Source organism: Mycobacterium sp. SMC-17, assembly GCF_045310915.1.
Lineage (GTDB): Bacteria > Actinomycetota > Actinomycetes > Mycobacteriales > Mycobacteriaceae > Mycobacterium.
Genome location: NZ_JBJIAK010000045.1, coordinates 35776 through 50289, shown reverse-complemented (window position 1 = coordinate 50289; position 14514 = coordinate 35776). Strand labels below are relative to the sequence as shown.

7 protein-coding genes are annotated in these 14514 nt (G+C 68.5%); all 7 read right to left on the bottom strand.

Annotated features, from left to right (window positions below; all coding sequences use genetic code 11):
* The coding region (locus ACJH7A_RS23590) for a DeoR family transcriptional regulator (protein ID WP_406802798.1) at positions 1-247 on the bottom strand (247 nt) is incomplete at its 3' end.
* A 183-nt stretch (positions 248-430) separates the two neighbouring features.
* Positions 431-3625, bottom strand: a complete 3195-nt coding sequence (locus ACJH7A_RS23585) for an arabinosyltransferase domain-containing protein (RefSeq protein WP_406802797.1) — start codon at positions 3623-3625, stop codon at positions 431-433.
* A 20-nt stretch (positions 3626-3645) separates the two neighbouring features.
* Positions 3646-6900, bottom strand: coding sequence for an arabinosyltransferase domain-containing protein (locus ACJH7A_RS23580; RefSeq protein ID WP_346415249.1), 3255 nt, complete (start codon positions 6898-6900; stop codon positions 3646-3648).
* Between the two features lie 306 nt (positions 6901-7206).
* Entirely contained in the window at positions 7207-10404 is a 3198-nt protein-coding gene (locus ACJH7A_RS23575; protein WP_346415248.1) for an arabinosyltransferase domain-containing protein, read from the bottom strand.
* A gap of 11 nt (positions 10405-10415) precedes the next feature.
* On the bottom strand, positions 10416-12302 hold the full coding sequence (locus ACJH7A_RS23570) for a galactan 5-O-arabinofuranosyltransferase (RefSeq protein ID WP_406802796.1): 1887 nt from the start codon (positions 12300-12302) through the stop codon (positions 10416-10418).
* Entirely contained in the window at positions 12302-13081 is a 780-nt protein-coding gene (locus tag ACJH7A_RS23565; RefSeq protein ID WP_064861198.1) for a decaprenylphospho-beta-D-erythro-pentofuranosid-2-ulose 2-reductase, read from the bottom strand. Before ACJH7A_RS23565 ends, ACJH7A_RS23570 begins: the two co-directional genes overlap by 1 nt.
* An 8-nt stretch (positions 13082-13089) precedes the next feature.
* Complete coding sequence (locus tag ACJH7A_RS23560) at positions 13090-14502, bottom strand: FAD-binding protein (protein WP_406802795.1); 1413 nt, start codon at positions 14500-14502, stop codon at positions 13090-13092.
* Between the last annotated feature and the right edge of the window lie 12 nt (positions 14503-14514).

Sequence of the window (14514 nt, the reverse complement as noted above, 5' to 3'; positions counted from 1 at the left end):
CGACGGCAGGTTCGTAGGGGAGGTAGTCGACGCGTACCGCGCCACCGTGCACCCGCCGCAACAGGCCCTGGCGCTCCAGCAGGATGAGGTCCTTGCGGATGGTCTCGCCCGTCACGCCGAGCTCCAACGCCGTCCGGGCGGCGTCGATTCGACCATCGCGGCGAAGCATCTCGAGTAGCTGCTGTTTGCGCTGGTCGGCGTAGAGAGCGCCCGCAGCATCGCGGGAGGCGGGTCCTGTGGATGCCACGACACCTCCCTCGATCTGTGATCTGCAACACTTGGATTTGATTGCTAATGATTGTGTTTTATTGGGAATCTGTCAAGGGCGCCTCGGCGCGCCATCAGACGGGCATACCCACAAACGCCGAATGGCCAGTCATCACAGCTTTCCGACGAAAGCGTGTGACAACTGGCCATCCGGCGCAGTGAGCTAGGGCTTGATCCGCATCTTCCCCGGTGACCACAGCCCGCTGTGGACCGCGGTGCCCAGGTCCAGCTCGGCCGTCGTCGCGTCGACGACGGTCGTGAACTGACGCAGCGAGCCCCAGTCCCGGCCCCAGTCGTCGGACAGGTACGTCGACATCACGTGGGCCTTCAGCAGCACGTCGGTGATGCCCAGCAGGCCGCCGTTGATGCCGTCCTGCCAGGTGTCGGTGTCCTGCTTCTTGGCGGTGTAGTCCGGTGTGATGCGGAACTTCGGCACCTCGGTCACGCCGTTGCGCACCAGCATCGGCTGCTGACACGGGAACGCCAGGCCGACAGCCCAGTCCATCAGCACCGGCTGGGTCTTGCCGATGAACTGCTCGACGGTCTTGAGCTCGGGCACGCGCGGCGGGGTGACGGCGATCCAGTCGCCCTCGTTGAGCGAAAGGTTCACCGCCACAACGCGGACGTAGGTGGCGTCGGCCGGAATCTCGCGACGGTCGAAGCGCAGGTTGCGCCACGACGGCGTGGGGCCGATGTCGTAGGGCGCGACGCGTCCGCCGGCGACGGGGTGCCCGTCGGGGCCGGTGCGGCCGTACTCCAGCTCGACGGTCTGACCCTCGGTGCGGCCCTTGAGCGAGCTGTAGCCGGTGATGGTGCCGGCGGCCGTGACGACCACGAGCGGATGCGCGGCGTCGGCGGCCGGCAGGCCGTACCAGGCCGACGTCAGCTTGGCCTGCGAGTGCGGGCCGGTGATGTACGTGCCGGCGACCGGCACCCGCGCGGGGTCCAAGCCGTAGGGCAGCGGCACCGTCGATCCGTTGATACCCGGTGTCTTGAGCTTCGTCGCGGCGTCCCAGTCGGCGTCGGTGCCCGGCATCGGGAAGTCCTGCCGAATTGCCTCGGCGACAATACGATCCGGCACGCCATTGGGGGTGAAGCCGACGGGGCCCACGCCGCCCAGCGCGCCGAGCGGCCCGTACTCACCGGGCTGCGGCGTCAGGAAGCCGGCGTTCGAATCCGGCTCGACCAGCACGTTGTCGGCCAGTCCGCAGCCACCCTTGAGCGCCCGCAGATTGCTCGCCAGGTTCGAGTACGTCGGGTACTCGCGCACCGCGCCGATCGCCATCGATGCCACGCACACCACCACCATGAACGCGGCGGCCAGGGGAATCGGGGCCGCCGTGACCAGCCGGGTGAGGCGGCCTTCGGGACGGTCGCTGTTGAAGTGCAGCCAGAACGCCCACACCGCGGTGATCACGAACAGCACCAAAAAGATTGTGCTGAGCTTGATTCCGCCGACAGCGACCATGTCGTTGTTGAACGGCACACCGTAACTGGACACGTACCACCAGCCGTTGGTGGTGGCCGAAACCAGCGCCAGCAGGAACAGCACCGCCGAGGTGACGGCCATGCGGTTGCGCGCCGACTTCAGTACCGACCGCGACACCAGCACGGTGGCCACCGCGGCCATCGCGGCGCCCACGGCCGCGAACAGGCCGAAGTGGTGCACCCACTTGGTCGGGGTGAACATCAGGCAGAACATGGTGGCGAAGATGATGCCCATCAGGCGCCACACCGGTCCGCGGGCGATACCGGGAACCCGCTTGCGCCGCAGGATCATGAACATCGACGTGAACAGGCTCAGCGCGGTCAACAGGAAGCCGAAGCGCCGGGTCATCGAGCCGTCGACCGTCGGCAGGAACAGGTAGTAGTACCGAAGGTTCTCGGTGTACCACGCCTGGCTCGGGCCGATCGCGGTGCGAATCCTGGTGGCCTCCAACACGCCTGCCGCGGTCTGGTTGACGAACACCACGGTGAGGACGACGAAACCGGCGGCCAGCAGTGGGAGCACCAGCGGCCAGGTGCCGACCTCGCGGCGCCGCTTCACCAGGATGCGCAGAATCGGTCGGCCACCGGCGAGCAGCGCCGCCACGGCGATCAGGCCGGTCGGCTGGATCCCGAGGGTGAACGCCGCACTGATGATGGCGAGCGCCGCCGGGGTCAGCCGGCTGGTGCCGATGGCACGTTCGATCAGGACGTAGGTGATCAGGGCGCCAGTGGCGATCTGGCCTTCGGGGCGCAGGCCGTTGTCGAACGGCATCCACGCGGCCATCAGGACCAGGCCCGCGGCCCACATGGCGGCCTTGCTGCCCACGACTGCGGGTCCGAGGCGGGGGAGCACCTCGCGGGACAGCAATAGCCAGCAGATCAGCGCACAGATCAAGTCCGGCAGGCGGATCCAGATGCTGGCGTCGCTGACGTGCGTCATCAGGGCCAGCACGTTGTAGTACCAGCCGAACGGATCCTCGGGGCTACCGAACCAGCGGAAGTAGTTGATCATGTACTGCGCATGCGGCGCGACGCGCGCCATGCCCAGGATGTAGCCGTCGTCAGATGACCCGGCGCCCAGCACATGCCACAGCAGGAACCCGCCGATCACGACGCCGTCGACGATGTTGAAGGTCCGCCAGCGGCTCGGGATGAGGCGCTGCATGCGACGTCCGTCGAGGCGGTCCAGCCGCCAAAGTGCCAGCAGCGCAAGGATGGTCGCCGCGATGCCGCCGAACATGGCGGTGTACTTGATGATGGTCGGCCGGTTGATGAACCGGGTGTCGATGGTGGCGGACACCGAAAGTCCCTGCGGAGCAGCGCCCTTGAGGTCGGTGAAGATGCCGACGACGGTGGGCCGCAGGTTCGGGTCGGCGAACCCGGTGCGCAGTTCCTTGCCGTCGGTGCCGGTCAGCCCGACGAACGTCGCGAAGGTGCCGTTCTTGTCGGAGATGATCTCGATGCGCGAACAACCGGGATTACCAATGGCTTTCAGCCGCGGCACGCTGGCGATCACCACGTTGCGGTCGGTGATGTCGACGCGGCTGCTGGACACGTTGACCAGCAGGCCGTTCAGTGCGGCCTGCTTGCCGTCCTTGGGTACCGTGCCGAACACCAGCCCGCCCGAGGGCGGCAGCGTCCGCAGCACGTCGCACGGGATGGTCGCCGTCATCGTCACCGGCGTCTGCGAGATCAGCGGCGCCGTCACGTTGCCGAACTGGCCCTGTTGCGGCCAGTTCAGCTGCGCTGTCGTCTGCACCACCGGCAGCAGCGGCGTCAGTGCCGACAGCACGAAGCCGATCAGGCCCGCGACGATGGCCACCCAGCGGGTGACCTTGACTTGCTGTGCGTTCATTCCCGTCCCGGTCATCGGAAGACCCTGATCGGGCTTCATGGCAGGGCCCTGATCGGGCCGCGGCGGCTCCAGCCGTTGACGGTCATGGTGCCTTGGTCAATCGCTGCGGGCGGCGCCACTGACGGCGGCACCACCGGGTCGTACCGTTCGATGGAGCCCCAATCTCGGTACCAGTCGTTGCGCAGGTAGGTGGGGATGGTCGACGTCCGCAACAGCGCCTGGATGAACAGGAACGGGCCACCCTTCTGCGCGGACTGCCACATGTTCGACGACACCACGACCTGCTTGGTGTTCGGCAGGATGCGGTACTGCGGCAGCTCCGCGACACCGAGATGCTCGGAGAACGGGCGCTGGCACGGGAAGTTCGCGGCGGTGGCGATGTCCATGAGGATCGGCGTCTGCGAACCCAGGAACTGCTGCGCGGTCTGCAGCGTCGGGACCCGCGGCGGCGTGAACCCGAACCACTGGTCCTCCGACAGGTTCGGATCGTCGGCCACGATGCGGGCGACGTTGGCCTCCGGCGGTGCCCACGCGAGCGGGAATCGCAGGTTGCGCCAAGCATATTGGGCGAAGGTGTCGATGGGCTGCACCTCGGCGAGGGCCTGGTAGCTGCCGTCCGGCCGGTGCACGCCCCACTGGAGCTTGAGCGACTGGCCGTAGTGGAACTCGTGCTCTTCGTCGTAGTACCAGATGGCACCGGCCGCGGCGACGGTCACGAGCGGCCGGTCCGCACTGCGCGGCGGCAGTTGGTACCAGGCGGAGGTGGCCTTGGCGGCGACGCCGTTCTCCTTGAAGCTGCCCATCACCGGGGTGCGGGCGGGGTCCAGGCCGAACGGCAGGAACACGTTGGAGCCGTTGACACCCGTCGGGCCGTAGCCGCCACCGGTGCCGGCCGCGAAGGCGACGCCGACGTTGGGCTTGTTGGGCGACCCGTCGGAGTTCACGGTGCCGGGGTTCGCGACCACCGGATGCGGCGGTGCGAGCGAGTCGCTGATCCCGTTCGGCGTGAAGCCGACGGGGTTCTCGCCGCCCAGCGGTCCGTACTTGCCCCACGTCTGGCCGGGCACCGGCTGCAGCGTGCCGGCATTGGTGTCGGCTTCGACCAGCACGTCGTTGGCCATCGCGCAGCTCTTGTCGGACAACCCGAGCGCATCCAGGTTGGCCCGCGCGGTCGTGTACTGCGGGTAGCGCTGCACGAAGCCCTTGGCCATCGAGCCGACCTCGAGCACGACCATGATCACCGCGACGATCAGCAGCGGCGTCGACGCCAGCGCCCGGTTGCGGCGGGTCTCCGCGACCTCGGTGTGCCCGGCGTAGTCGATGCGGAAGTGCAGCCAGCCCGCAAGCAGGGCGGAGATGATCGCCAGCACCAGGAACATCGAGGTGACGGGGTGGCCGGCCAGCACGGGCTGCCGGTCGAACCACGGCACGCCGTAGTTGCCGACGTAGAACCAGCCGTTGATCCCGGACGTCGCCCAGGCCAGCACGAACAGCAGTGCCGTCACGTACAGCGCCAGGTTCCGCCGGCTGTGCAGCCCGACCGTCGCGAACGCGAAGGCGATGATCGCCCCGAACGCACCGGAGAGGCCCGCGAACGCACCGAACTGCACGGCCCACTTGGTCGGGGTGAAGTGCAGGAGCAGCAGGCCGAGCATGGTGCTGCCGAGCAGGCGCCACACCGGACCGCTGGCCAGGCCGGGGACCCGGCCTTTGCGCAGCAGGAGGGCGAGGGTGGCGAACAGGCACAGCAGCAGGATCAGCACGGAGAAGCGGCGGGTCATGGAGCTGTCGACGCTGTCTTCGACCGTGAGGAAGTAGTAGCGCAGGAATTCCTGGTACCAGGAGATGGTCGGGCCGACGGTGTACTTGATGCGCGCCGACTCGGCCACGGTCGCCAGGGTCTGGTTCCGGAAGATCACCGTCAGGATCAGCGACGCCGAGGCGGCCAGCGTCGCGATCGGGGCCAGCAGGCCCGTCCCGGCCCGGCGGCTGCGGACCGTGCGGACCAGCGCGCGGGCGCCGACGAGCAGCGGGGCCAGCGCGATCAGGCCCTGCGGCGCCGTCGTCGCGGTGAACGCCGCCACGATGATCGCGACCGCCGCGGGCGCCAGGCGCCGGGTGGCGATGGCGTACTCGATGAGAACCCAGGTCGCGATGACACCGAAGGCGATCAGCGGCTCGGGGCGCAGGCCGTTGTTGAACGGGTACCAGGCCGCCAGGAAGACAGCCGCCGCGGTCCAGATCGCGATTGCGTTCGACGACACCCCGCGGGCGCCGGGGCCGAGCCGCGGCAGCACCCAGCGAGACAGCAGCGTCCAGGTCGCGATGCCGGCCAGCAGTGCGGGCAGCCGCATCCACACGCCGGCGGTGCTGATGCTCGCCATATGGGCGAGCACCGACTGGTACCAGTCGAACGGCGCCTCGGAGGTGCCGAAGTAGCGGTAGTAGTTGGCGACATAGCCGGCCTGGCTGGAGACCCGCGCGATGGTCAGGTTGTAGCCGTCGTCGGAGGAGATGGCGCCGATCAGGTGCCAGCCTCCGAGGCCGGCGAACACCGCGATGTCCGCGAGCCAGTGCCAGCGGCTGACCTTCCAGAAGCGCTGCCAGCCGTCGTGCACACGGCGGCCGTCCAGGCGGTCCAGCAGTGCCAGCGCGGCGATCGAGACCAGCGTCAGCAGCACACCGAGCGCCATGGCGGCCGACTTCACGAACGTCGGGACCACGATGAACCGGGTGTCGACGTCGACGCGCGCGGACAAGCCGGGCTGTGCGGGCACCTTGAGGCCGGTGAAGATGCCGGCCACCTGGGGCTTCTTCTCCACACTGCCGGTGCCGGCGGCTCCCGGCAGGCCGATGAAGTCGGCGCCGACGCCGCCGTTGGTCGCCCAGAGATGCAGGTTGCTGCACTTCCCGGCGGCGATGTCGGACCGCTTGGCGACCGCGGCGACGGTGTCCCGGAAAGCGACGACGACGTCCGCGGCGTTGGCGCGCACGAACAGGCCGTTGCGGCTGGCGTCGATGCCGTCCGGTGGGATCGTCGAGAACACCAGACCACCGGCCGCCGGCACGGTGGCGATGGCCGAGCACGGGATGGAGACATCCAGCGCCAGCGGCGCACCCGACACCAGCGGGGCGGTGAGATCGGAGACGTTTCCGCTGGCACCGGGGGCCTGGGGCCACAAGATGGTCGCGGTCGTCTGCTTGACGGGCAGCAGTGGGGTCAGCGCGCAGAGCAGCAGACCGGCAAGGCCCGCGATGATCGCGACGAGACGGGCAGTCCTGGCAGGCACGAGGCTCAAGACTAGGCGACAGTTATATGTGGCCTGGGCCACTGACGGGGAATGTCGAGCTAGTTGGCCGGAATGTGACCCTCAATAGAGCTTGCTGCCCTGGGCAGACAGCCGGACGGCGTACTTGTCGTGCGCCACTTCCGGGTGCGCACGATCGCGACAAATATGTCGGCGGCGAGACTGACGGCACGGCGATTTCTGGGCCGGTTCACCGCCACCTGGTCAGGAATGGCGTGCTCGCTCCCGGGACAGCTCAAACATGTGGCAGCAGAGCCGACACGCCCGCGGCCGTCCGGCGGCCACTGACTACGAGTGCCGCAGCGGCGCCGGGGCCCACAGCCCGCTGCGCGTGGCCTTCCCGAGGTCGATCTGGGCCGGCTGCGCGTCGGGGTAGTACTGCGTGAACTGCTGCAGCGAGCCCCAGTCCCGGAACCAGTCGTCCTTCAGATACGTCGGCACCGGGGTGGCCTTGAACAGCAGCTCGGTGATGCCGAGCGGCCCGCCGCCGAGGTAGTCCATGACGGGCGAGTTGGCCTCGGCGCCGAAGCGGTCCGGCAGGATGCGCCACTTGGGCACCTCGGTGACGCCGTTGTTGTGACCGAACGGCCGCTGGCACGGGAACGCCAGGCCGACGAGCCAGTCCAGCATCACCGGGTCCTTCGAGCCGACGACGTCCTGCAACGTGCGCAGCTTCGGGATGCGCGGCGGGGTCAGGGCGATCCAGTGCTGCGGCGCGAGGTCGTCGTCGGTGGCGACGATGCGGATCAGGGTGGCGTCGGCCGGGATGGCGGCCATCGGGGCGCGCAGATTGCGCCAGGCGGGTGCGGCACCGACATCGGCGAAGCCGACCGCGCCGGCGATCTTGCCGGCCGCGGCCTGGGCGTCGGTGGCGTACTCGACGCGTACCTCGCCCTGATTGAAACGGCCCGCAGCGGCGACGACGAGCAGCGGTCCGGCCTGATCGCGCGGCGGCAGTTTGTACCAGCCCGAGCGCATCCGCGCCGGGATCTGTACGCCGGGGCGCCAACTGCCGAGCACCGGGGTGGTGGCCGGATCGAGGTTGTAGGGCAGCCGGGCCTTTGAACCGTTCACTCCGGCCGCAAAGGTGGTGCCGCCTTCGGTACCCGGTTCCGCACCGCTGACGGGGCCGCCGTCGTTGTCGGCGAAGTTGGTGCCGCCGGGCGGTTCCATGACCGGGTCCGCGGAGACGTCGGCGGGAATTCCGTTGGGGGTGAAGCCTTCTGCGCTGCCCGCGCCGAGGGCGTCGCCGACCGTCCCGGACTGCGGCACGAGCTTGCCCGCGTTGGTGTCCTGTTCGACCATGACGTCGTCGGCCAGGCCGCAGGTCTTACCGGTCAGCGCCTGGAGGTTCGAACGACCCACCGACCAGGCCGGCCACTGCTGCGTCATGCCCAGGGTCAGTGACAGCACCTCGAAGAACACCACGATCCACGACGCAATTGCCAAGGGCGCCTGGGGAATCCGGCGACTGACCGGGCGCTCGGGATCGTGGTCGTAGAAGTGCAGCCACGCCGCCCACAGGAGCGTCAGGAACGACAGCCCGAACAGGAACGTGGTGAAGCCGAAGTGCCACTCGGGGAACTGATTCGACCACGGCACACCGAAGTTGGACACGTACCACCAGCCGTTCACCGTGGCGAACGACAGGGCCATGACGAACAGGACCGTCGCGGCGAACATCGCGCGGTTGCGGCGTGAGCGCATGGCCACGGTGCCGACCGCGATGGCGGCCAGTGCGCCCAGCGAACCGGCCAGCCCGGCGAACACGCCGAAGTGGTGTGTCCACTTGGTGGGCGTGAACATCATCGCCAGGAACGAGATGATCGTGATGCCGACGATGCGGCGGGCCGGCCCGGCGGCAGTGCCCGGAATTCGCCCCTTGCGCAACGACATTGCGAGCGATACCGCCAATGCCAGCAGCAGCGTCAGCACCGCGAAGCGGCGGGCCACCGAGCCGTCGGGGCTGGTGGTGAACAGCCGCTCGTAGCGGATGTGCTCGTCGAACCAGCTCAGCGCGGGGCCGACGGTGGTCTTGAAGGAGCTGGCGTCGAGCTCGGCGGCCAGCGTCTGGTCACGGAAGATCAGGATCGCCGTCACCGTGCCCGCGGCGAGGATCGGCGCCAGCAGAGCCAGATAACCGAAGCGCGAAGTATGCCGCGCCACAATCGTTTTCAGCGGGCCGACGGCGACCAGCAGGGCACCGATCGCGGCGATGCCCGTCGGGCCGGAGAACAACGTCAGGGCACCGATGATGATGGCGATGGCCACCGGCAGCAGCCGGCTGGTCGCGACGCCGCGTTCCACCGAGCACCAGGTCAGGAGGATGCCGAGCGCGATGATGGGCTCCGGCCGGATGCCGTTGTTGAGCGGCAGCCAGAACGCCAGGAACATCCCGGCGGCCGTCCAGGCGGCGGCGCGGCTGTTCTTGACCGCGTGGCCGAGCCGGGGGAGCACCTCGCGGCTGATCACCCACCAGCACGCCAGGGCCATCAGGAGCGTGGGCAGGCGCATCCAGATGCTCGATGTGGAGACGTGCGCCCACAGCGCCAGCAGGTCGTAGTACCAGCCGAACGGCGCTTCGGGGGTGCCGAACCAGCGGTAGTAGTTGGCCATGTAGCCGGCGTGTTCGGAGACGCGGGCCATGGTGAGGATGTAGCCGTCGTCCGAGGTGTTGGCGCCGACGAAATGCCACCACACCAACGTCGTGATCACGACGCCGTCCAGCGGCTTCACCGACCACCAGCGCGATGGCAGGAAACGTTTGTGCGGGACGCCGTCGGCGCGGTCCAGCACGTGCAGGGCGCTGAGTGCGACGACGGTGAGCACCACGCCGAAGATCATCGCCAGCATCTTCAGCAGGGTCGGGGCCGTGCTGTAGCGCGAGTCGACGGTCGCCGAGAACGTCAGCCCCGGCGGCGCCGCACCGGACAGGTCGGTGAAGACGCCGACGATCTGCGGGCGGAAGTCGTAGCCGGTGAGCTCACCGCGCAGTGGCTTGCCGGGGTTCTTGTCCTTCGGTCCCTGCACGAGGCCGACGATCTCGCCGGTGACCTTGTCGGCATGCGCAGTGAATCGCAGTTCCTTGCACGCGGGGCTGAGCACCTGGGTCAGCGGTGCGCTGACGACCGGGGTGTTGCGGACGATCACCAGCAGGTCGCCGCCGACGCGCTCGATCAGCAGGCCACGGTCGACGGCCTTGGGTGCCTGCTTGGGCACGGTGGACAGCAGCGTGGTGGCCGGGCCGGTGAGGCCGGCCGCCGCCGAACACGGGATGGTGATGTCGAGGTCGGTGGCCACATAGCCGATCAGCGGCGCGTCGACGCTCTTGAGGACGCCCGCCTGCGGCCAATTCAGCTGCGCCGTGGTCTGGGTGACCGGCAGCAGCGGCGTCGCCATCGCCAGGAACGCGCCGAGCAGTCCGGCCACGATCGCGATCCACCGCGCTGTGCGGTGATTGCGCTCTACCTCAGGTTCCCCGGCCACGGGCCTAGATGTTAGTGGCCGCTACGGATGGCCAGCACAAACGGGCCGATATCGGTGACCTGCCAGTGCTTGCTGTCGAACAGCCGCTCGTCGAGGGCCACCTGGTAGCGCCGCACGTTGGGCTGGTTGGGGTAGACGTCCTCGGCCAGGCGCAGCGTGTAGGTGCCGGTGCCGCCATGGCGCATCAGGAACACCGTCGGCGCCGGCCACGGCAGCGTGTCGAGCGCCTTGGCGAAGGCGTCGGGGTTGGTCATGGTCGCCCAGCTCTCGATGGCGCCGGAGCGTTCCTTGAATTGCGCCAGCGGGTTCGCATAGTGCGACGTCAGGCCCTGGAACCCGTAGTAGGGGTAGTAGGACAGGAAGCTGTAGTCGGCGGTCATCACGACGGTCTCGTTGCGGGGCCTGCCCGTCGCCGCGGTGATCTTGCGGTCGATCTCCTGGTAATACCGCTCGGAGCCCGGCGGCCGGCGGTCGGCGCGCTGGCCGGAACCGTCGGTGTCGGTGTAGGCGACGGCGATGTCGGCCCGCAGGATGTCCGGGATCGCCTGACTGAACGACACCGCGCCGATCGCGCCGATGACGGCGGCCACCGCGATGATCCGGTTGGTGGTCGGCTGCGCGTACCGGTTGGCCAGCGCGCGGGCGGCCTCCAGGAAGCCGAAGGTGCCGGCCGCGACGAGCAGCACCAGCAGGGTGGGCTGCAGCCGGAACGACAGCAGCGTGGTGCGGGCCAGGGTGGCGAGCATCGACAGCAGCGACCACGCGTACACCGACACGACCGCCATGCCCAGCGCGGCAGCGCGTGTCGAGCTGCGGCCCTTGACCACCAGCCACAGTGTGCCGACGAGGCACATGACGCCCAGCAGGGTGGCGTCGAGCATCGGGAAGGTCAGCTGCGCGCCGGCCATCGGCAGGTAGTGCTGCGCGGTGCCCTTGTCGGCGGGGTGCCCCTTGAGCACGGCGAGGTAGTACGGCGCCCAGTGGATGGCGGCGATGACGCCGGAGATGACGGCGATGACGGCTACCCGGATCAGCGGCTGGAGTTGGCGCCGGGACACCGCGAGCAGCAGCGCCATCAGCGTGAGAGTGAACGCCGCGTAGCCGAACAACAAGGTGTAGAACAGCGCGGCGATGCCGAGGAAAATCCCCGTGCCGATGATCGCGGCCCAGCCGCGGCGTCCGCCATCGCTCGCCTCCGGCGAGGAAGCCTTGAGCCCCGACCACGCCAGCACGAACACCGGCGGCAGCATGACGACGAGGACGGCCGAGTAGGGCTCAGTGGAGGAGTACGCCAGCGTGACGGCCGCGGTGGCCGTCGTCACCGCCAGGGCGTACTCGAAGCGAATCATGGCCGTCCACAACACGAATGCGGCCACGATCGCCGCGGCGATCGTGACGATCGCCCACGGCTTGAACATCTCCCATGCCGGCGTGCCGGTCAGCGCAGCCGCCCGGCCGCCGAGCCAGAACCAGCCCGACGGGTAGTACGGCGGCAGCCCCAGGTACGTCATGTCGTGCGGCACAGCGGTATCCGTGAGCCGCGTCAGGTACTCGGTGCGGAACTGCTGGTCGACCGAGATGCCGAACAGGTACAGTTTCGTCGCGCCCAACGGCATGCCGAGGGTGACGACCGAGAACGCCGCCAGGAGCGACGTGGCCGCGACCTTGGCGCTCTTGCGCCAACCGCGACGCCACGCCCACCCCGCGAGCAGTAGCCCGATGAGCACGGCGCACTGGCCGGCGGTGGTCAGGGCATGCAACTGGTTCGACGAGTTGAACGCCGGCCATTGCACGCGCGCAATCGCTTGCAGCGCAATGACCGCGATGATCACCGCCAGCGCCATGGCGGCCAGCATCTGGCCGCTCACCCTGGCGCTTGCGGCCAGCGCGCTGCGCATCAGAGCGGGAGTTTGCGGAAGATCGACCGGGGGATGTGCCGGATGACGGCCATCAGGTAGCGCACCGGATTGGGCGCCCAGATGAGCTCCTTGCCCTTGGCGGCGGCAGCGACGGCCTGGTTGGCGACGTCTTCCTTGTCGACCGTGAACGGCGCCTCCTTGGCGCCGGTGGCCTTCCAGTGCTCGAGCGTCGTGGTGGTGCGTACCTGGCCGGGGCGGATGACCAGAACGCGAACCCCGAACTCCCGCAACGCTTCTCCGAGGCCCAGGTAGAAGCCGTCGAGGCCGGCCTTGGTGGAGCCGTACACGAAGTTGGAACGGCGGACCCGTTCGCCGGCGACCGACGACATGGCGATGATCTGCCCGAAGCCCTGCGCCTTCATCTTGTCGCCGACCAGCACGCCGACGGAAACCGCTGCGGTGTAGTTGATCTGGGCGGTCAGCACGGCCTTGGACTGGTTCTGCCACAGTTCCTCGGCGTCGCCCAGGACACCGAACGCGACGATGGCGACGTCGACATCGCCCTGTTCCCAAGCGGATTCGATGACGGCCGGGTGCGACTTGGTGTCCAGCGCGTCGAAGTCGAGGTAGACAACCTCCTTGGCGCCGGCCGCCTCGATCTGGGCGATGGCCGCGTCGCGCTTGGGGGCGTTGGGCAGGTCGGCGAGGATCACGCGGGCCTTGGCGTTCTTGAGGTAGCGCTCGACGATGGCCAGGCCGATCTCCGAGGTACCGCCGAACAGCAGAATCGTCTGCGGGTTGCCGGTTGCGTCAATCACTGAGTCTCCTAGAGAAGTTCGAGGCGGCGGGCCATGTCGGAGGCGAACACGCCGTTCGGGTCGGCTTTGCGGCGGGTGGCGATCCACTCGTCGATCCGCGGGTACATCTTGTGGAAGCTCTCGGCGCTGACGCGGGAGTCCTTGGCGGTGTACACCCGACCGCCGAATTCCATTGCGCGCTTGTCGAGTTCGTTGAGGAACTCGTTGACGCCCGGCCGGTTCGGGAAATCGAGGGCGACGTTCCAGCCCTGCATCGGGAAGCTCAGCGGCGCCTTGTTGCCCGGGCCGAACAGCTTGAAGACGTTCAGCGCCGAGTACTGCTTCTGCGTGTGCATCCAGCGGATGATGCCCTTGAACTCCTCGAGCGCATCGGGCGGAACCAGAAACTGGTGCTGCGCGAAACCCGATGGGCCATAGGCATATTGCCAGCCCGAGGTGATGTCGAGCATGTGGTAGAACTGCGTCAGGTTGACGATCTTGCCCTGGTAGTTGCCGCTCATGCGGTAGAACGCCTCGCCGATCATGGACAGCGAGAGCTTGTTCATGAAGCTGACCGGGAACAGGTTCGGGATCGCCGGCAGTTGGGGCGCGGTGAACTTCAGCGGATCCTTGGCCAGCTTGGCCGGCAGCTGATCGACCTTGGCCAGGCTGCCGCGGCTCACTGCGGCGCGGCCGAGCTTGGGCTCCGGGCTGATGAGGTCGAACCACGCGCTCGAGTACGTGTAGTTGTCCTCGCTGCCGTCCTGGTGCACGGCGACGGTCTCTTCGAGATCGTGCGTCGCGATGCCGTCGGCGATGAAGTAGGCGCTCTCGGTGCGCGTCATCTTGATGCGCGCCCGGATCACGATGCCCGTCAGTCCGTTGCCGGCGACGGTGGCCCAGAACAGCTCGCTGTCCGGTCCGTCGGGCGTGATGGTGTGCACCTCACCGTCGGCCATCAGCAGGTCCAGCGACAGCACGTGGTTGCCGAAGCTGCCCGCGCTGTGGTGGTTCTTGCCGTGGATGTCGGAGGCGATCGCACCGCCGACCGTGACCTGCCGGGTGCCCGGCAGCACCGGAACCCACAGCCCGAACGGCAGCGCGGCCTTCATCAGCTGATCGAGGCTGACCCCGGCGTCGACGTCGGCGATGGCGGTCTCGGAGCTGATCGAATGGATCCGGTTGAGCGCCGTCATGTCGACGACGATGCCGCCGCCGTTGCACGCCTGGTCGCCGTAGGAGCGGCCGAGACCGCGGCCGAGGATGCCTCGCCGCAGGTGGGCGGGGCTGGAAGAGTTTGCGTCCGCGACCCGCTTGACCGCCTCGGCGATCACTGACACATCGGGTGTGGACAGCACGTTTGCCACGGACGGTGCCGTACGGCCGAACCCGGTGAGGGCGCGGCGCGTCAGGGGCAGCGTGGCGTCAGGCTGGGTAGACATAACGGTCAAAGG

Bases quoted from the DNA above. Each gene is read 5' to 3' on its own strand.
- ACJH7A_RS23560 (WP_406802795.1), bottom strand. From the start codon at position 14,502: ATGTCTACCCAGCCTGACGCCACGCTGCCCCTGACGCGCCGCGCCCTC.
- ACJH7A_RS23585 (WP_406802797.1), bottom strand. From the start codon at position 3,625: ATGACCGGGACGGGAATGAACGCACAGCAAGTCAAGGTCACCCGCTGG.
- ACJH7A_RS23570 (WP_406802796.1), bottom strand. From the start codon at position 12,302: ATGCGCAGCGCGCTGGCCGCAAGCGCCAGGGTGAGCGGCCAGATGCTG.